The 17,679-nt window shown below is 72.7% G+C and carries 18 protein-coding genes and 1 tRNA gene; 12 read left to right on the top strand and 7 right to left on the bottom strand.

Annotation, left to right across the window (positions count from 1 at the left end; all coding sequences use genetic code 11):
* The first annotated feature begins 77 nt into the window (after positions 1-77).
* Entirely contained in the window at positions 78-863 is a 786-nt protein-coding gene (locus LNW72_RS31490) for an aldo/keto reductase (RefSeq protein WP_250980395.1), read from the top strand.
* A gap of 72 nt (positions 864-935) precedes the next feature.
* Here the strand turns inward: LNW72_RS31490 and LNW72_RS31485 are convergent, their stop codons facing one another.
* The 4 genes from LNW72_RS31485 to sph form a co-directional block, all read right to left on the bottom strand.
* The gene (locus tag LNW72_RS31485; protein WP_250978460.1) at positions 936-1,631 is read right to left on the bottom strand and encodes a hypothetical protein; all 696 of its coding nucleotides are present in this window, start codon (positions 1,629-1,631) and stop codon (positions 936-938) included.
* Between the two features lie 88 nt (positions 1,632-1,719).
* On the bottom strand, positions 1,720-3,531 hold the full coding sequence (locus tag LNW72_RS31480; protein ID WP_250978459.1) for a hypothetical protein: 1,812 nt from the start codon (positions 3,529-3,531) through the stop codon (positions 1,720-1,722).
* Complete coding sequence (locus LNW72_RS31475) at positions 3,528-4,589, bottom strand: MoxR family ATPase (RefSeq protein WP_250978458.1); 1,062 nt, start codon at positions 4,587-4,589, stop codon at positions 3,528-3,530. Before LNW72_RS31475 ends, LNW72_RS31480 begins: the two co-directional genes overlap by 4 nt.
* A gap of 153 nt (positions 4,590-4,742) precedes the next feature.
* Complete coding sequence (sph, locus tag LNW72_RS31470) at positions 4,743-5,747, bottom strand: sphingomyelin phosphodiesterase (RefSeq protein WP_250978457.1); 1,005 nt, start codon at positions 5,745-5,747, stop codon at positions 4,743-4,745.
* Positions 5,748-5,874: 127 nt separating this feature from the next.
* On the opposite strand from sph, the gene LNW72_RS31465 reads away from it, so the two are divergent.
* The 3 genes from LNW72_RS31465 to LNW72_RS31455 all read left to right on the top strand — a co-directional run bounded on the left by LNW72_RS31465 (position 5,875) and on the right by LNW72_RS31455 (position 8,239).
* Positions 5,875-6,708 carry a hypothetical protein gene (locus LNW72_RS31465; protein ID WP_250978456.1) on the top strand — a complete coding sequence of 278 codons (834 nt, stop codon included), beginning with the start codon at positions 5,875-5,877 and terminating at the stop codon, positions 6,706-6,708.
* Positions 6,709-6,780: 72 nt separating this feature from the next.
* Positions 6,781-7,485 carry a triacylglycerol lipase gene (locus LNW72_RS31460; protein ID WP_250978455.1) on the top strand — a complete coding sequence of 235 codons (705 nt, stop codon included), beginning with the start codon at positions 6,781-6,783 and terminating at the stop codon, positions 7,483-7,485.
* Positions 7,486-7,507: 22 nt separating this feature from the next.
* Positions 7,508-8,239: a class I SAM-dependent methyltransferase gene (locus LNW72_RS31455; RefSeq protein WP_250978454.1), complete on the top strand. Its 732-nt coding sequence runs from the start codon at positions 7,508-7,510 to the stop codon at positions 8,237-8,239.
* Positions 8,240-8,327: 88 nt separating this feature from the next.
* On the opposite strand, the gene LNW72_RS31450 is transcribed toward LNW72_RS31455, so the two are convergent.
* A complete protein-coding gene (locus tag LNW72_RS31450) occupies positions 8,328-9,044 on the bottom strand; it encodes a Clp protease N-terminal domain-containing protein (protein WP_250978453.1) in 717 nt (238 codons plus the stop codon).
* Between the two features lie 139 nt (positions 9,045-9,183).
* Here LNW72_RS31450 and LNW72_RS31445 point away from each other — a divergent pair, with 139 nt between their 5' ends.
* The 8 genes from LNW72_RS31445 to LNW72_RS31410 all read left to right on the top strand — a co-directional run bounded on the left by LNW72_RS31445 (position 9,184) and on the right by LNW72_RS31410 (position 15,134).
* Positions 9,184-9,642 carry a hypothetical protein gene (locus tag LNW72_RS31445; protein ID WP_250978452.1) on the top strand — a complete coding sequence of 153 codons (459 nt, stop codon included), beginning with the start codon at positions 9,184-9,186 and terminating at the stop codon, positions 9,640-9,642.
* A gap of 61 nt (positions 9,643-9,703) precedes the next feature.
* Positions 9,704-10,978, top strand: coding sequence for a histidine kinase (locus LNW72_RS31440; protein ID WP_308402060.1), 1,275 nt, complete (start codon positions 9,704-9,706; stop codon positions 10,976-10,978).
* A complete protein-coding gene (locus tag LNW72_RS31435; protein WP_250978451.1) occupies positions 10,975-11,622 on the top strand; it encodes a response regulator transcription factor in 648 nt (215 codons plus the stop codon). The genes LNW72_RS31440 and LNW72_RS31435 overlap by 4 nt, the downstream gene beginning before the upstream one ends.
* Before the next feature lie 100 nt (positions 11,623-11,722).
* A complete protein-coding gene (locus LNW72_RS31430; protein ID WP_250978450.1) occupies positions 11,723-12,226 on the top strand; it encodes a GNAT family N-acetyltransferase in 504 nt (167 codons plus the stop codon).
* A 67-nt stretch (positions 12,227-12,293) separates the two neighbouring features.
* Positions 12,294-12,875, top strand: a complete 582-nt coding sequence (locus tag LNW72_RS31425) for a TetR/AcrR family transcriptional regulator (RefSeq protein ID WP_250978449.1) — start codon at positions 12,294-12,296, stop codon at positions 12,873-12,875.
* A gap of 83 nt (positions 12,876-12,958) precedes the next feature.
* Complete coding sequence (locus LNW72_RS31420) at positions 12,959-13,558, top strand: MFS transporter (RefSeq protein WP_250978448.1); 600 nt, start codon at positions 12,959-12,961, stop codon at positions 13,556-13,558.
* Positions 13,555-14,376, top strand: coding sequence for an MFS transporter (locus tag LNW72_RS31415; protein WP_250978447.1), 822 nt, complete (start codon positions 13,555-13,557; stop codon positions 14,374-14,376). Before LNW72_RS31420 ends, LNW72_RS31415 begins: the two co-directional genes overlap by 4 nt.
* Entirely contained in the window at positions 14,373-15,134 is a 762-nt protein-coding gene (locus tag LNW72_RS31410) for an SDR family NAD(P)-dependent oxidoreductase (protein WP_250978446.1), read from the top strand. The genes LNW72_RS31415 and LNW72_RS31410 overlap by 4 nt, the downstream gene beginning before the upstream one ends.
* A gap of 354 nt (positions 15,135-15,488) precedes the next feature.
* Here LNW72_RS31410 and LNW72_RS31405 read toward each other — a convergent pair.
* Positions 15,489-15,562: transfer RNA gene (locus LNW72_RS31405), tRNA-Trp, on the bottom strand.
* Positions 15,553-17,643 carry a phage holin family protein gene (locus LNW72_RS31400; RefSeq protein ID WP_250978445.1) on the bottom strand — a complete coding sequence of 697 codons (2,091 nt, stop codon included), beginning with the start codon at positions 17,641-17,643 and terminating at the stop codon, positions 15,553-15,555. The genes LNW72_RS31405 and LNW72_RS31400 overlap by 10 nt, the downstream gene beginning before the upstream one ends.
* Positions 17,644-17,679 lie beyond the last annotated feature (36 nt).

Here is a 17,679-nt window from a genome sequence, read left to right as displayed (position 1 = left end):
CCCCATGAACGTCAACGTTAGGATCGCCGCTCGTGAGCAGCAAGGTCCCCTTCATCACCCTCAACAACGGCGTCCAGATGCCGCAGCTCGGTTTCGGTGTCTGGCAGGTGCCGGACGACGAGGCCACAGCCGCTGTCACCACCGCGCTGGAGGCCGGGTACCGCAGCATCGACACCGCCGCGATCTACGGCAACGAGGAGGGCACCGGCAAGGCGATCGCCACCTCCGGTGTGCCGCGCGAAGAGCTCTTCATCACGACGAAGCTGTGGAACAACGCGCACGGGTTCGACAAGGCCCTGGCGGCCTTCGACGACTCGCTGGCCAAGCTGGGCCTGGACTACGTCGACCTGTATCTGATCCACTGGCCGACGCCGGCCCGCGATCTGTACACCGACACGTGGCGCGCCCTGGAGAAGATCCACGCGGACGGCCGCGCCAGGACCATCGGCGTCTCCAACTTCGGCCCCGCGCAGCTGCGCCGCGTCCTGGACGAGGGTTCGGTCGTCCCGGCCGTCAACCAGGTCGAGCTGCACCCGGACTTCGCCCAGGCCCCGCTGCGCGCCGTCCACGCCGAGCACGGCATCGCCACCGAGGCGTGGTCGCCGCTCGGCCAGGGCAAGGGCCTGCTGGACGAACCGGTGATCGGCGCGATCGCGCAGCGGCTCGGCCGCACCCCGGCCCAGGTCGTGCTGCGCTGGCACCTCCAGATCGGCAACGTCGTGATCCCCAAGTCCGTGACGCCGTCGCGGATCAAGGAGAACATCGACGTGTTCGACTTCGAGCTGACCGACGCCGACATGACGGCTCTCGCCGGTCTCGACGCGGGCAACCGCATCGGCCCGGACCCCGAGTCGGTCAACTGACCGCATGATCCGATGGCGGCACCCGTCCGGGTGCCGCCATCGGCATGTCCGGTGCAGATCCCTGCGCGGGGGCTACAGCGTGAAGGTCTCTCCGGCGCGGTAGGACCGGACGGTCGTCGTCTCGCCCGCGCGCACCAGGTGGACGCGCCCGAGGCCGGAGACCGCGCAGTGCGCGCCGTCCACCGTGAGCAGCGTGTTCTCGTCGATGGCGACGCCCACGGCGACATCCCCGCGGGCCACCGTCTCGACGATCCTGGCCAGAGTTCCCCACTGGGCCGCGTGGACCTCGACGGTGCACGGGACGAGGCCGAGCCCCGGCCGCAGGGTGATCTCGTCGAGGTCCTCTGCGGTCTCCTCCGGGCAGACCGGGATCCCGTCCGCGAGCCAGCCGCCGACCAGCGCGAGGTCCGCGGCGACGGCCGCGCCCGCCGAGAATCCCGCGTACGGGACCGAGCGCAGCAGGCCCGCGTGGGCGGCGACGACGTCGCCGTAGGCGGGGGTCAGACCGCCGCAGACCAGCACCGCGGCCGCCCCGTCCAGCGCGGCGGGGTCCAGTTCGCCGCCGGGCGGCACCAGGACGGGGTAGGGCCGGCAGGGCGCCACGGCCCGCAGCACCGCCTCGTACCGGCCGAAGTCGGCCGCCCCGAAGCCCTCGTCGATCAGCAGGCACGCGACGACCGGGTCGGGGCCCGCCGCGGCGAGGAACGGCCCGTACACCACGGGCGCGGCCGCTTCGTCCCAGCCGCCGCCGATCAGATACGTCTCCATCCGGCCGAGTCTGCCGCCCCGGCCGCCGTACCGCACCACATTTCACGGCCCGCACGGCCCGCCCGCCCGCACGGCCTGTCGGCGGGCTTCACACCATCCGGAAGACCGGGCCCTTCGGGGTGAACGGGAGAACCGCGCCGCGCGGTACGAGGTACGCGTGCTCGCGGCGCGGGCGCAGCACGTCGCACTCGGCGTCGGTGATGATCAGGACGGGCGCGGTCGGCGGGAAGTCGTCCGCGCGGCGCAGGAGGTCCAGCGCGGGCTGGAGCACGGTGCCGCCGCGCCCGTGGATGCGGACCCGGCCGGCGATGTCCGCGACCGGGACGTACCCCGCGTCGTGCGCCGCCGCGTCGCACATGATGACGCGGGCGGCGGGCACGTCGCGGGCCGCGGCGTACGAGGCGATGGCGCCCAGCGCCTTGCCGATCAGCGTGGTGCTCATCGATCCCGAGGTGTCGAGGACGACTCCGAAGGTGCAGCGGGCCACCTCCTCGGGCGGGAAGTACCGCCCCGCGCGCGGGATGTCGGGGGTGGACGACTGGCGGCGGGAGGGGCGGGCGTAGGAGCGGACCGGTTCGGGACGGGGGACGTACTCGTCGAACCAGCGGGCGAGTTGGGCGTCCCAGGCCAGCGGCGGGTGGCTGAGCGCGTTGATCTCCTCCACGAGCCCGGCCGGGAGCAGCCCGCGCTCGCGCGTCGAGTGCAGGTCGAAGCCGGTCATCAGACCGCGGCGGTAGAACTCGTCGAGGTCGACCCACTCCGCCGGCCGGGCGGGACGGGGCAGCGGCTCGCCGAGGATGTCGCCCTTGCCCTTGCCGCGCAGCGTCGCCAGCCGCCGCATCCGGCGCAGGTCGGTGGCGATGCGGTCGTAGACCTCCTCGGCGGACAGGCCCTGGAGTTCGGGATCGTGCAGCAGTCCGGCGGGCATCTCCCCGACGTCCATCTCGATCAGCCAGGCGTTGATGACGTAGTCGGCGGCGACGTTGAACAGGTACGGGTCGCGGCCGCCGCAGCGCTCGCCGTGCCGCAGGGCGGCGTGCAGCATCTCGTGGCCGAGGATGAAGCGCCATTCCTCGTCCGTGTGGTGGAGCAGCGGGTTGATGTAGATCTCGGCCGCTTCCGGGCTGACCGCGGCGATGGAGATGCCGTGCGCACGGGCGAGTTCGGCGTCCGCGACCAGCGTCATGCCGGCGGCGATCCCGCCCAGCAGCGGGTACGAGGACACGAACCAGTTGAGCGCGCGCTCCCAGGGCCGCTGCTCCACCCGGGCTCCGGTGAGGGTGTCGCGCCGGCCGCCCGCCATGTCCATCGCGGCCGACACCGTACGGGTCAGGGCGTGCGCGAGGGCGTTGCTCCAGTCCGGCGGACTGCCGCGCCAGGAGATCCACTCGGTGAGCAGCTGGTCGGGCTCGCCGGGGCCGGCGGTGCCGCAGTCGGCGTAGGCGGGCGGAACGCCGTCCCGGCGGAAGCGTTCGGCGAGCTTGTCCTCGTCGCCGTCCGGCCAGCTGCGCGGCAGGTGTTCGGGCGCTTCCCCGACGGGCATCGCGGCCAGGAAGCGGTTGACGACGACGCAGCGCGCGGCGAGGTCGAAGGCGTCGGGCTGCTCGCGCGGCCCGGCAGCGGCGGGCACATGGCCGAAGCCGAGGTGCAGCAGGCAGTGCGCGAGCGCCCAGGCCCAGGCGCCCGGCTCGGCACGGCGGTACGGGTGGGCGTGGACCGTGCCGTTGGAGGTGACCACGGCCAGGCCGCGCTCCGGACGGTGCTCACACGCGGGCAGCCGGCAGAACGAGACGTCGAGGGCGGACAGCGCCGGGTGCGCGGCGACGATCGCACACCCCTTCAGGTACGCCGCGTCGGCCAGTTCCCGCTGCTTGTCGGGCCGCTTCGCGCGGGCCTTCACCGGCGCGCCTCGACCAGCCGCGGCATGTCGCGGGCGGCCTCGACGAGGAACCAGGCGGGCAGCACGGGATTGCCGTCCATGTCGTCGGCGATGACGGTCTGGGCGACCTCGACGGAGATCTCCGCCAGCTGCACGAGCAGCGCCTTGGAACGGTAGGCGGTCTGCCGGACGGACTCGGAGGTGTGCTCCTTGCGGTCCGGCAGCTCCTTGGCGAGCCGGCCGCGGAACGCGTCGGCGAGGTAGTAGAGCAGATCGCGGTCCTCGATACGGCGCGGCCAGGGGGCGTCGCCCTTGATGATCGCGTCGATGCCGTAGGCGTTGCGGACGATCTTCGCGTAGCCGCAGAACGAGACGGCGTGCGCGGGGGTGAGCGTGCCGTGCGTGATGACCTTGAGGGTGTCCTCGTCGAGCGTCGGGCCGAAGGAGTGCAGCGCGTCGGAGAGCATGTGCCACGAGCGCGGGGTGGAGAACGCCTCCTCGGTCTTCGGCGCCTTCGACCACAGGTGGTCGGGCCGGTCGGTGAGGTACTCCGTCACCCACGGGTGGATGCCGTTCTCGCCCGCCCACACCAGCCAGTCCTTCGCGGAGGCCTGCAGGTGCACGTGGGTGAGGCGGTTGATGAGCGCGGACGCGATGGGGCGGGCGAGCGCGTTGTCGGTGGACCGGTTGCCCGCGCCGATGACGATGGAGCCCGCGGGCAGCTCGTAGGAGCCGATCCGGCGGTCCAGGATCAGCGAGTAGAACGCCTTCTGGACGTCGGGCGTCGCCGCGTTGAGCTCGTCCAGGAACAGGCAGTACGGCTCGTCGCGCGCGATGGCCTCGGGCGGGCAGAAGCGCGTCCGCCCGTCGTGGATCTGCGGCACGCCGATCAGGTCCTCCGGGGCCAGCTGGGTGCCCAGCAGCGAGACGCACTCCAGGCCGAGCGATTCGGCGAAGGCCCTGACCAGCGAGGACTTGCCGATCCCGGGCGCGCCCCAGAGGAACACCGGACGCACGGTGGCCAGCCCGAGCAGCAGCTCGGGTATACGGGTGGGCGTGACGGTGATGGCGGACTGCACGGTGCGGGCTCTCCGGGGAGGTGAGTGGGGCGGCGGGGTGACTGGTTACCCAGCGTGACGGTCGACGATGGTCCGCACAACTGGTTTTCCGGCCGCCGCACCGCCGCCGCACCCCCGCCGCACCCACTCCTCCTTCGGAGGGGGCGCCGCCGGTTACACGTCGCCGGCGACCAGCGGGTAGTGGTCGGAGTAGTCGGTGTACGAGTACGTGGTGCCCCAGCTGGAGACCGACCACTTCGGGGAGTGCTCGTCGACGACGCGGTTGTTCCAGTGGGCCGGCCGGGCGTGGCCGTTGCGCAGCAGCGCGTGGTCCAGGCGCTGGGCCGGGTCGTTCGGGTAGCGGTCCCGGGCGACGGAGTTGGTGACGGGGTCGAAGCTGTTCGCGGGGCCCGGACCGGCGTCGGGGGCGGCCGCGTCGAGGTCCGCGAGCAGGCCCGGGTAGTCGCTGCCGTGCGCGTCGATGTTGAGGTCACCGGCGATGATGACGGGTTCCGCGGCGGGGATGTCGCGGGCGTCGAGGAAGGCGTCGATCTCCTGGTCCTGACCGTGCCGGATGCTCGCGGCCTCGCCCGATCCGCAGGAGGAGTCGTCGGCCTGGGTGTGGGTGCCGACGACGTGCACGCGGGTGCCGTTCACGTTCAGGACGACGTACACGAAGCCCTTGTTGGAGTAGTAGTCCGCGCCGCAGCCGTCCGCGTAGACGTGCTGCACCTTCTCCAGGATCGGCCACTTGCTGACGACGGCGACGCCGCCGTCCTCCGGCGTCCAGGAGCTGTACGCGCCCTCGGTGCGGTCCCAGCCGCTGGTGGAGCGGCCGAGCACGGGCGTCTGGTACGGGTAGCGGCCCTTGACGTTGCCGAGCAGCCGGTCGGAGGCGGCGTTGTCGAACGCCTCCTGGAATATGACGACATCGGCGTTCTGCGTGTAGCCCGCGTTCGCGATCAGGTCGGCGCGCTGCAACTGCCCCCAGTTCGGGTACAGGTTGCGCGACAGCATCATCACGTTGCTGGTCACGAGCTTGATCTGGGGGACCTGCGGGCTCTGCGCCGTGCCCGCCGCGTCCGCCGTACCGGCGGGGGACGCGACGGCGGGCGTGGTGGCGGCGGAACCGAGCAGGAGCACGAAGGCACAGGCGGTGGCGGCTCGGGCAAGTCTCACGGAACACTCCCGGTGAACGTGGGTGGAGAAGCAGCGGAAGCCTAGGCGGACATGGTTACCGAAGGGTAGATACGTGCGGACATCCGGTCTACGATCTGCCCCCAGATGTCAATCTGACGGAGGATCAGTGACCGCCAAACCGCTCCATGCCGCCGCCGTACTGGTCGGTGCCATCGCCCTCACCGTCGTCGGCTCCACCGCGTCGGCCGCCTCACCCGGCGGCTGGACCGAGTCCGGCACCTCGTACACCGGCTCCCTGACCGGCGGTGAGGGCGTGGCCAGCCGCGCCGACGGCTCGCTGCTCTACCGGGGTCTCGGCTCGATCCCGATCGCCCTGCGCATCAAGGGCTGGAACCACGTCGGCGATCCGGACATCGCCCAGGGCCATGTCTTCGACGCCTACCAGGGCGGAGACGGCGCGACGTCGAAGATGTACGCCGTCACCACTCCCGGCGGACAGCGCTACGAGTACGTCCACCCACTCGACCCCGGCGAGGCGCTCAACAACTCCTTCGCCACCGTCTCCCCCGACGCGCAGTGGCTGGTCTCCGGCGAATGGGGCACGCAGAACCGGCTCCAGGTCTTCCCGGCACCGCTGCTCAACCCGTCCACCCCGCGCACCGGCGGCACGCTCGCGCAGGCCGGGCAGATCACCCTGGACCGCGCGGTCGACAACATCCAGGGCTGCGACTTCGTCTCCGGCACCCGCCTGGTGTGCGTCTCCGACGACGACGCCAAGGACCTGGTGCAGGTCGACCTCCCGCACGCGCTCGACGGCACCGCGGTCACCGGCCAGGTGACGACGCTGCTCCAGCTGCCGAAGCGCAGCATCTGCTCCGGCACCTTCGAGTCCGAGGGCATCGACTTCGACCCGCGCACCGGCACCCTGCGCGCGGAGGTCGTCCAGCCGGGCATCTGCATGGTCTCCACCTCGGTGTACTCCTACTCCCCCACCACGTAGGAGCGGCCGGCACCCGCGCAGGCGCGGCCGGCACCACGGCCCGTTCATCCCCCCACCCGTAGGAGGCAGTTCATGCGTCTCATGCGTCGCCGATCGACCGTGCTCCTGTCCGTACTCGGCGCCCTGGCCCTGCTGTTCGGCGCGGCGCCCGCGTCGATGGGCGCCCAGCCCGCCGGCCCGCCCGCGCACCATCCGGTGATCTTCGTCCACGGCTACAACGCCGACCCCGGCGTGTGGGGCGGGATGATCGCCGACTTCAAGGCCGCCGGGTACACCGACGACGAGCTGTTCAGCTGGGGGTACGACACCCACCAGTCGGTCAACGAGGTGCTGGCCGGCCGGTTCACCGACTACGTCAACAGCGTGCTGAGCAGGACCGGCGCGTCGAAGGTCGACCTGGTCGCGCACTCCTTCGGCAGCCTGACCACCCGCTGGTACGTCAAGTTCCGCGGCGGCACGGCCACCGTCGACCACTGGGTCTCGCTCGGCGGCCCCAACCACGGCACCTACACCTCGTGGGCCTGTGTGATCTGGGACCAGGCGTGCCGTGACATGTCGCCGGGCTCCTACGTGCAGAACCAGCTGGCGGCCGGGGACGAGACGCCGGGCGCCGTCAAGTACGCGACGTTCTGGTCGGAGTGCGACGAGGTCATCAACCCGGACAGCAGCGTCGCGCTCAGTGGCGCCGTCAACACGGACGCCGGGTGCCTGAAGCACAATGACCTGCTGGGGGACGACGGGGTATCGCAGGGAGTACGCGATTTCCTCGCCGGCTGATGACTCCCCGTAGGCTGCCCGTGTGCTGAACTACGACGCAGAAGCCGAACGGTACGACGCGACCCGCGGAGGCGTCCCCCGGGCGGAAGCCGCGGCCCGCGCCGTACTCCAACTGGTGCCGGACCGGGCCCGCACCCTGCTCGACGTGGGGTGCGGGACCGGTCTGGTGACCGAGCGGCTCGCCCGGCCGGGGCTGCGGGTCCTGGGCGTCGACGCGTCGGCCGGCATGGCGTCGGTGGCCGCCGGCCGGATCGGACCCACCGTGGTGCTCGGCGACAGCCGGCGGCTGCCGGTCGCCACCGGGTCCGTGGACGCGGTCTGTGCCGTCTGGCTGCTGCATCTGCTGCCGGACGCGGCGGAGGTCGTCGCCGAGTGCGCGCGGGTGCTGCGGCCCGGCGGGGTGTTCATCACCACCGTCGACAAGGACTTGGCGCACGGGGTGGACAGCGACATCGACGTGCTGCTCGCCCCGCACCTCATCCCCGACGCCTACGACGAGGCCGCGGCCGTCGTCGGCTGGGCGGCGGGCCACGGGCTGCGCCCCGGCGCGGAGACCTCCTTCACCGGCCACGGCCAGGGCCGGTCCCCGGCGCTGACGGTCGAGAAGATCCGCGCCGGATACTTCGCCTCCGCCCTGGAGTTCAGCCCGCGCCAGGCCCAGGGCGTCATCGAGGGCCTGGGCGCGCTGCCGGGCCAGCACACCCCGCGCCCCGACCCCGTCTACCGGCTGCTCACCCTGGGCAAGGACGCCTGACGGCCTCTTCCGCGCGGCCGGAGGCCGGTGGGCCGGCGGTTGGCGGGTCGGCGGGTCCGGCGGGTCGGCGGGTGGCGGGTCGGCGGGGCTACTGCGACAGTTCGTGGAGTGTCGCGACGACCCACTCCTCCGTCAGTCCCTTGGTGACCCCCAGGCCCACCAGGGCCTGGGCGGCGGGGTCCTGTTCGTCGCTGAGGACGCCGAGCAGGATGTGCTCCGTGCCGATGTAGTTGTGCCCGAGGCGCAGCGCCTCGCGCAGGACGAGGTGCAGCGCCTTCTTGCCGCCGGCGGTGATCGGCATATGGCCCTGCACCGGTTCTGTCTCCCCGCCGGGGGTGCCGACGGCGGCGCGGACCGCCTCCGGCGGCGCGCCCAGTTCGACCATGGCGCGGCAGGCCAGCCCTTCCGGCTCATGGAGCAGGCCGAGGACGAGGTGTTCGGTGCCCAGGCTCGTGTGCAGCGCGGCGCGCGCCTCCTCCTGGGCGCTCTTGACCGTGTTGCGGGCGCGGTTGGTGAAGCGGCCGAAGAGGGAGTCGAGCGGCAGGTCGAGGTCGTCGGGGGTTCTCGGTACGAAGCGCTTCTGTACGGCCTGCTTGCTGACGCCCATGTTCTGGCCGATGTCGGTCCAGGAGGCGCCGGCCCTGCGGGCCTGGTCCACGAAGTGGCCGATCAGATGGTCGGCGACTTCGCCGACGTGCTCCGCCAGGGTCACCGCGTCGGAGAGGTTCTGCAGCGGGTCGCCGTCCGGGTGCCGTTCCTTGACGTGGGAGATGAGGTCGTCGAGTCGTACTGGATGTCCCGTCATGCGTCAACTTTAAGTTGACGATCGGAGGGCGTCAACCCTTGGTTGACGATTGCCGCGGCCGACAGGTCCCCCGTTCCGGGGATGCGGATCGTCTTCCGGCCGGACGTGGCGGCCCGGCCCGGCCGGGAGCGTGGACGGTATGGAAACCACCGTGCTCGGCCAGCAGTCCCCGCCCACCGCCTCGCGGCGGCGGACCGCGCCGGCCCGCCGCGCCCTGCGGGCCGTGGCCATCGCCGCCTGCCTCCCGTATCTCGCACTCAAGGTCACCTGGCTCTCCGGCAGCACCGTCGGCATCCCGGCCGGCAGTTCGCTGCGCGGCAGCCTGGAGGACAGCGCCTTGTACGCCGTCAACGTCCTGACCGTCGCGATGGACCTCGCGTCGTCGCGCTCGCCCTCGTCGGAGGCGTGGGGCGGCTGGATGCTGCTGGCCGGGATCGTCGCACCGGACGACTCAGGCGATCCGGGGACGTCCCCGCTCATGGACCTGACCTACGCTGTGCAGATGCTCCTCGGGATGCTCGTTCTCGTCGCCGGCGCCCATCTGCTCGCGGAACGCGCGGCGGCACGCGGCACGACCGCCGCCTCCCGGCGTGACTGACCGAACGGACCGGCGGATGCGGGGGCCGACGCCCAGGACGGCAATCGATCCGACGCGGTCGGTGTCCCAAGCGGCCGGCGCGCTGTCCCGGGCCGCCGGCGCGCTGTTCGGCCGGCGGGCCCGGCTGCGCTGGGTCCATCTCATCCTCGGCGGCGCGTTGTTGATGCCGTTCTACCTGCTGACGAACACCGCGCTGAACGTCGTCGCGCACGCCGACGAGGGCAGCGCCGCGTGGGTCGCGCAGCAGTTCGGCGCCTTCGCCCTCGCCCTCCCCATCGCGGCGGCCGCCGCCGCGGCCTTCCCCCTCGTACGCGATCTGGAGGGCTCGGCCGCGCGGGCGCTCGGCGCCGGCCCCGAGGGCGGGCCCGCGCCCTCGGAGGACCGGACGTGGGCGGCGCGGGCCCGGACGTCCTGCTGGTTCGTGCTGCACGTGGGGCTCGGCGGCATCGTCAGCGGAATGACCCTGGCCGTTCCGCCGGGCGCCGTGGTGCTGCTGGCGCTGCCGTTCTCCGCGCGGCTGCGCGAGAACGAACTCCCCTGGTCCCGCCCGCTCACCCTCGGCCATCACGTACTGACCCCGTTCGCCGCCGTGCTCCTGCTGGCCGCGCTCGCGCTCACCGCCAAGGGCGCGGCGGCACTCCTGGCGCGCTGCTCCCCCGAACTGCTCGGGCCGACCCCCGTCGACCGGCTGGCCGCCGCCGAACAGCGCACCGTACGGCTGGCCCTGCGCAACCGGCTGGCCCGCGAACTGCACGACTCGGTCGGTCACGCGCTGAGCGCGGTGACGCTGCAGGCCGGCGCCGCGCGCAAGGTGCTCGACCGCGATCCGGAGTTCGCCCGGCAGGCCCTGGCCGCCATCGAGGAGACCACCCGGCGCGCGGTCGCCGAACTCGACGACGTACTCGGCCTGTTGCGCGAGGACGGCGACGGCTCGACCGCTCCCCCGGGGCCCACCCTGGACGGCCTCGACGCCCTGCTCGGGCAGACGCGGGCGGCGGGCGTCCCGCTGGACGCGTCCGTCGAGGGCGATCTCGGCGCGGTGCCGCCGATGGTCTCCCGCGAGGCGTACCGGATCGTGCAGGAGGGTCTCAGCAACGCGCTGCGGCACGCGGGGCAGGTCCCGGTCCGGCTGCGGATCTCCCTGACGGACGACGAGTTGGAGATCGAGATGATGAACCCGGTGACGGCGGTGCCCTCCCGCAGAACAGGTGGCGGACGCGGCCTGATGGGCGTCGAGGAACGCACGTCCGTCCTGCGCGGCCGGTTCGAGGCGGGAACCGACGGCTCACGGTGGCGGCTGCGCGTCACCCTGCCGCTGGGGGCGGGGACCCGATGAACCTGCGGATCGTCCTCGCCGACGACGAGCGGATGGTGCGCACCGCGCTGCGCGCGATCCTGGAGAGCGAACCGGACATGGAGGTCGTCGGCGAGGCCGCCACCGGCGCCGAGGCCATCCCTCTGGTGCGCGAACTGCGGCCGGACGTCGTCCTGATGGACGTCCGCATGCCGGAGATCGACGGCATCCGCGCCACCGAGCAGCTGGTGCGCACGATGCCGGATCCGCCGCGCATCGTCGTCGTGACGACCTTCGAGAACGACGCGTACGTCTACGAGGCGCTGCGCGCCGGCGCCTCCGGCTTCCTGCTGAAGCGCGCCGGGGCGGACCAACTCGTCCAGGCCGTACGGCTGGTGACCCGCGGCGATTCCCTGCTCTTCCCGGCGGCCGTACGCGCCCTCGCCGCCCGCTACGCCCCGGTCGACCCCTCGCATGCCCTCCGCGACCGCCTCACCGAGCGCGAGGCCGAGGTACTGCGCCTGATGGCGTCGGGCCTGTCGAACGCGGAGATCGCCGAACGTCTCGGCCTCGGCCCCGAAACCGTCAAGACCCACGTCGCCCGGGTCCTCGCCAAACTCGGCGCCCGCGACCGCACTCAGGCCGTCATCGCCGCGTACGAATGCGGCTTCGTGGTGCCCGGTTGATGCAGGTTGGTGGTGCCGGCCGAGGAAGTAGGCTTCGGTCCGGTAACGGCCCGGTCTCGATTCGGGGAACCAATGGCCGTCGTTCTGCGTCATATTCAGCATGAATGATCTTCCTGTACGCATACGCCCTGCCGAGATGGACGACCTGGACGCGGTCGTGAGCATCCACACGGCGGCGTGCGCCGCGGCGTACCGGGAGGGCGCCGCGGCCGGAGCGGAGCCCGATGCGGCGGGCGGGCTGCTCTCGCGGTTCAACGGGTGGGCGCGGGCGATCCAGTTGCCGGGGAAGACGACGCTGATCGCCGAGGCCGACGGTGAGGTGGTGGGCGTGCTCTCCATGGAGTCGGACGCACCCGGCACCGCACTGGAGCTGTCGCAGATCCATGTACGGCCCGGCCAGTGGCGGCGCGGGATCGGCGGCCGGCTGCATGCGGCGTACGTCCAGTCCCTGCGCGAGACGGGCGTGCTCACCGGGCTGTCCGGGGTGTGGGAGCACAACGACCGGGCGCGGGCGTTCTACACCCGGCTCGGGTGGCGGCCGGACGGAACGGTGGAGACGAACGGGGACGGCCTGCGCCGTCTGCGGCTGCGTCTTGAGGTCTGATGGCCGTCCTTCGTTTTTGACCGATCGTTCTTGACCGATCGTTCTCGATACAGGTAGCGTCCTTCTCGTGGCCAGGACCAAGGAATTCGATCCGGACGCCGCGCTGCAGTCGGCCCTTGAGCTGTTCTGGCGGCGCGGCTACGAGGCGACGTCGATGGCCGACCTCGTCGAGCACCTCGGCATCGCCCGCGCCAGCATCTACGGGACGTTCGGCAGCAAGCACGGGCTGTACGTCAGGGCGCTGGAGCGGTACGGCGAGCTCTGCGACCCGGGCCTGATGGAAGAGCTGTCCCAGCCGGGACCGGCGCTGCCCGCGGTCCGTTCCGTGGTGACGCGCTTCGCGGAGGAGTCCGCCTCCGACGACCTGCGGCGCGGCTGTTTCATCACCAACACCGCGGTCGAGCTGGCTCCGCACGACCGGGTCGCGGCCCGGCGCGTCGAGGCCAGCTGGGACTGGCTGGAGACGGCGCTCACCTCGGCCCTCACCCGCGCCGGAGCCCAGGGGGAGCTGCCCGAAGGGCGCGATCCCCGGGCGCTGGCTCGGCTGTTGCTGGTGCTCATGCAGGGCATGCGGGTGGTCGGCAAGGCCGGCCAGGACCCGGCCCGCGTCAGGGACGCGGCGGCACAGGCCCTCTCGCTCCTCGACTGACCGACCGGGTCCGGAGTGGACCCTTGCCCGCCTCCATTCGAGAATGATCGATCCAATATCAGGCCAGAAGGGCGCAGGGGGACATGTCGTCGAAGCACGGCTTCGCGCTGCTCGGAACCATCCAGGCCACACTCATCTTCACCATCATGATCCTCATGGTGCCGCTCCCCCGGATAGCCCGGGAGTTCGGCCTCGACCCGTCACAACTCCTGCTGCTCAGCGCCGCGTACGGACTCTCCTTCAGCGGACTGCTGCTCCTCGGCGGCCGGCTGGCCGACCGGCACGGCGGGCGACGGATGCTGGTGGTCGGTCTGTCGGTCTTCGCCGCCGCCTCGGCGGCGGGCGTCCTGGCGCCCGGCTTCACCGTGCTGACGGCCGTCCGGTTCGCGCAGGGGCTCGGCGCCGCACTGACCGCTCCGGCCGCGATGGCCCTGGTACGCGCCCTGTTCCCGGCCGCCACCGGCTACGACCGGGCCATGGCGACCTGGGGCGGGCTCTCCGTCCTCGGCGCGACCGCCGGTAGCCTGTTCTCCGGTGCCGTGACGACCTGGGTCTCCTGGCGGCTGACGTTCCTCGTCCCGGTGCTCGTCGCGCTGGCCGGGCTCGCCCTCGCCCCCGGCTGCTGCCCGCCGACCCGCCCCGCGCCGACGCACCACCACCGCTCGACGTACGCGGCGCCGTGACGGCGACCGCCGGCATCACCGCGGCCGGCTACGGACTGGTGGCCGCCGGGGAACGCTCCTGGTCGTCGGCCGCCGTACTCGTGCCGCTGGCCGCGGGCCTGCTCCTGCTCATCGCCTTCGTACTCGTCGAACGCCGGGCCCGCGAACCGCTGCTGCCGCCCGGCTTCCTCCGCGACACCCGGCGCGTCACCGCCCTGGCCGCCATCATGATGACCGCCGCGGGCACCGCTCTCACCTTCTTCCTACTCGCCCTCTACCTCCAGCAGGTGCGCGGCTGGACCCCGCTGCGGACCTCCGCCGCCTTCGTTCCGTACGCCGCCGCCCTCGTCGGCTCGGGCCGCGCCGCCGGTCCGCTCATCAGGCGGTACGGGGCCCGCGCGGTCACCGCGGGCGGACTGGCACTCGGCGCCGCCGGGCTCCTGCTGCTCGCCGGCCTCGACGCGCGGTCGCCGTACGCGACGGGCCTGCTCCCCGGCCTCCTCCTGCTGCCCGCCGGAGCCGGCCCCGCGTTCGCGGGCGCCACCGTGCTCGCGACCGCCGGGGTGCCACGCCGGCGGACGGGGCTGGCGGCCGGCGTCATGAACACCGCCATGGAACTGGGGCCGACCATCGGCCTGGCCGCACTGATGTCGGTCGCGGCCACCCGTTCCACACCCGTCGCCGGCTACGCGGCGGCTTTCGGCGCCGCCGGCATCGGCTACGCGCTCACCGCGGTGGCCGCCGCGCTGGCCCTGCGCCCGCGCCCCGTACCGCCGACCCCCGCGACCCCACCCACCACTCCCCTCCCACCACTCACCACCAAGGAGTTGTCGTCATGACCGCACGCTTCACCGGCAGGACCGTCCTCGTCACCGGTGCCGGATCCGGTATCGGCCGGGGCATCGCCCTCGCCTTCGCCCGGGAGGGGGCCAGGGTCGCCGTCGCCGGACGCACGGCGGAGCCGCTCAAGGAGACCGCCGCGCTCATCGAGGCCGAAGGCGGCGAAGCCGCCGTCGTCACCGCCGACATCACGCGCTCTCAGGACGTACAGCGCCTGGTCCAGGACACGGTGGAGCACTTCGGCGGACTCGACATCGCCGTCAACAACGTCGGCATCCTGACGACTCCCGCCCCCGTCGCCGACATCTCCGAGGACGACTGGCGGGCGAGCCTCGACACCAACCTCACCGGCACCTGGCTCTCCATGAAGTACGAGATCGCCCACATGCGCGCCCACGGCGGCGGCGCCATCGTCAACGTCTCCTCCAACCTCGGCGCCCACGGCCGCGGCCGGAACCTGGGCGCGTACGTCGCCGCCAAGGCCGCCGTGAGCGCCCTCACCCGCAACGCCGCCCTCGACCACATCGCCGACGGCATCCGCATCAACGCGGTCAGCCCCGGCCCGGTCGACACCCCCATGTCCACCCGCCCCGGCGAGACCCCCGCCGACAAGGCGGCCCGCATGCGCCGCGACGTCCCCGCCGGCCGGGCCGGCTCCCTCGACGAGATCGCCGCCGCGGTGCTCCATCTCGCCTCCCCCGAGGCCGGGTTCACCGTCGGAGCCGACCTCGTCCTGGACGGCGGCCTCACCGCCTGAGCCACAGAAATCCGGGCGACACCCAGCGATCACCCGTCTAAGCTGACGTCGTCCAGGTGCGCAGGCAACGGTTACTTCCCTTCAGGAGGACGTGGTACCGGGTTCGACTCCCGGTCGGCGGCCCAGCCGCCGGTAGCTCAACGGATAGAGCGCGTTTGTCACCGTCGCCGACTCAGATCTCTGGACACCTACGCGAACAGGCGCCCCCTTCCGCTCCGGCGGAAGGGGGCGCTCTGCTGTCCGGGACGCCGGCCACCGACGCCGGAAGGGCGGCACCCGGTCTCCGGGTGCCGCCCTTCCGATGTGCAATGAACTCCGCAGTGCAATGAACTCCGCTGTGCAGTGAACTATGAGCAAGGGCGGCAGGAATTGAACCTGCGACATCTGGTTTTGGAGACCAGCGCTCTGGCCATCTGAGCTACGCCCCTTGGTGTTGGGGCAACTCTCCCGGTTCCGGCAGGTCCGGTGCAAACGGGTTTTCGGGGAGGGGCCGGTCGGGGCGCTCGGCGAGCCAGTCGCGCAGGACGCCGTGGAGGGTTTCGGCTCCGGCCAGGGGGTGTTCGGGCTCGGTCAGGGTGCCGGGGAAGAGGAGGAAGGGGCGGCTCTGGTCGCCGCCGAGGCCGCCGTGGGAGCCCGCTTGCTCTTCGAAGGCGTGGACGGCGCCGGTGGCGGGGTCGTAGGAGGAGTTGACCATGAGGTCGGCGACATGCGGGAAGCCGTCGGTGCGGCGGACCGTTTCCGCGGCACCCTTGCCGAACGGGGCGAGAGGGTCGGCGCCACGGATGCGGCCGGTGTCGAGTTCGTGTTCCGAGCCGCCCGCGCCCAGCGCGAGCGGGCCCCGGGTGGCGCTGCGGACGAGGACGAAGCCGATGCCCGGGTGGTCCACCAGGGTCTTCAGCAGGGTGGGGTGGCGCTGGTCGATCTCCTCGCGGGTGACGCGGCCGGGGAGGTCGGGGAAGGTGACGAGGCCGAGGTTGCCCGAGGCCAGGACCACCGGGTCGGAGGGCGGGCCCGCGCACTCCTTCTCCTCCTCGGGGTGCCGGCCGCGTTCGTCCCGGTGGAGCGCGGTGCGGGCCGCCGTCCTGGCCTCCGCGCCGCTCACGCTGCGCCCGGCACGGCGCGGTACAGGGAGGTCGCAGCCCGCGCGGACGAGTTCCTTCAGGGTCAGTCCGTACGCGTCGGCGAAGGTCTGGCCGTGGCTCTGGCCGTGGTCGGAGAGCAGCACGATCCGGTACGGGCGCGGGGCGTAGCGGGCGGCGTCGGCGATGAGCCGGATCGAACGGTCCAGCCGGTTGAGCACCTTGAAGGCGTCGCGGCTGCGGGGCCCGGAGTGGTGGGCCACCTCGTCGTACGCGACGAGGTCCGCGTAGACCGCGGTGCGGCCGGCGAGCATGTCGCCGATCACGGCGGCGACGGCGACATCGCGTTCGATGACGGTCGCGAAGGCGCGCAGCAGCGGGTACAGGCCGCCGCGTTTGATGCGCGGCCGGTCGCGGCGCAGCCGGGAGGCCGTCGACTCGACGATCTCGCGGGCGACTTCGGCGACGAAGGACCAGGCGGTGCGTACGGCGTTGGCGGGGTCGGAGAAGTACGCGAAGTAGCCGGACCGGGAGCGGCGGAAGGTGCCGCGCCGGGCCGCCGCCGACATCACCAGCGCCATCTGGTCCGCGCCGCCGCTGAAGAGGTTGCCACGGCTCGCGCCGTCCTCGGCGAGCAGGCCGCGCGCGCCGGTGCGCTCGACCGCCCGGCGTTCCAGTTCCGCGGCGCTGGAGGGCCGGTTGCAGACCATCAGCTGCCCGGTGTCCTTCTCGAACCAGCGGAAGGCGGGCACGTCGTGGTTGGAGCCGTGCAGGATGCCGAGCTGGCTCGCGCCGGTCTGGCTGCTCCAGTCGGTGCGCCACGGCAGCAGCCGGTGGCTGCTGTCCAGCCACCCGGCGACGGTCTCCATCGCCGGCGGTCTGGTCCGTCCACCGCGCTGCGAGGGGCGGACGGCCTCGCGCAGTACGTCGTGGCCGACGCCGTCGAGCTGGAGGAAGAGCGTGCCGGGGGGCGCCGGCCGCCCCGCCGCACCGCGCTCGGGCCTGCGGCGGCCCGCGAGCCGCGCGAGCCGTCGTCCGTACGCCTCGTCGTCGCGCACCGCGAGCGCGGTGCTGGTCGCCGACGACGTCGCCGACATCACGGCGGCGATGACGACGGCGGTCGCCGGGGTGACCTCGCCGTGCGGGGTGAGCCGCAGCGCGATCAGCAGCAGCGACCCGTTGAGGAAGAAGACCAGCATGCCCAGCACCAGCGCCGGGACCATCAGCAGGGCGCGCACCAGCACCGGCCAGACCAGGGCGCTGAGCACACCGAAGGCGCCCGCGCCGATCCCGGCCGTCACCGCCATCTGCGGGGGGTCGTCGCCCTTCGGCGACTGGATGCTGAAATCGGGCAGGATCCCCGCCAGGACGGCCAGCGTCGCCGCCGACACCGCCCAGACGATCACCACCCGCGCGACGGCCCGCCCCATGGACCGCCACCGCCACCGCCGCAGCACGCCCAGCTC

The sequence above is a fragment of the Streptomyces sp. RKAG293 genome (assembly GCF_023701745.1).
In the GTDB taxonomy this organism is placed as follows: domain Bacteria; phylum Actinomycetota; class Actinomycetes; order Streptomycetales; family Streptomycetaceae; genus Actinacidiphila.
The sequence above is the reverse complement of the archived record's forward strand: the minus strand, read 5'-3'. Positions and strand labels throughout refer to the sequence as shown.

Coding starts and splice junctions, on each gene's coding strand:
- LNW72_RS31410 (WP_250978446.1), top strand. CDS start 14,373: ATGACCGCACGCTTCACCGGCAGGACCGTCCTCGTCACCGGTGCCGGA.
- LNW72_RS31485 (WP_250978460.1), bottom strand. CDS start 1,631: ATGGAGACGTATCTGATCGGCGGCGGCTGGGACGAAGCGGCCGCGCCC.
- LNW72_RS31400 (WP_250978445.1), bottom strand. CDS start 17,643: ATGGGGCGGGCCGTCGCGCGGGTGGTGATCGTCTGGGCGGTGTCGGCG.
- LNW72_RS31490 (WP_250980395.1), top strand. CDS start 78: ATGCCGCAGCTCGGTTTCGGTGTCTGGCAGGTGCCGGACGACGAGGCC.
- LNW72_RS31420 (WP_250978448.1), top strand. CDS start 12,959: ATGTCGTCGAAGCACGGCTTCGCGCTGCTCGGAACCATCCAGGCCACA.
- LNW72_RS31430 (WP_250978450.1), top strand. CDS start 11,723: ATGAATGATCTTCCTGTACGCATACGCCCTGCCGAGATGGACGACCTG.
- LNW72_RS31445 (WP_250978452.1), top strand. CDS start 9,184: ATGGAAACCACCGTGCTCGGCCAGCAGTCCCCGCCCACCGCCTCGCGG.
- LNW72_RS31460 (WP_250978455.1), top strand. CDS start 6,781: ATGCGTCTCATGCGTCGCCGATCGACCGTGCTCCTGTCCGTACTCGGC.
- LNW72_RS31450 (WP_250978453.1), bottom strand. CDS start 9,044: ATGACGGGACATCCAGTACGACTCGACGACCTCATCTCCCACGTCAAG.
- LNW72_RS31435 (WP_250978451.1), top strand. CDS start 10,975: ATGAACCTGCGGATCGTCCTCGCCGACGACGAGCGGATGGTGCGCACC.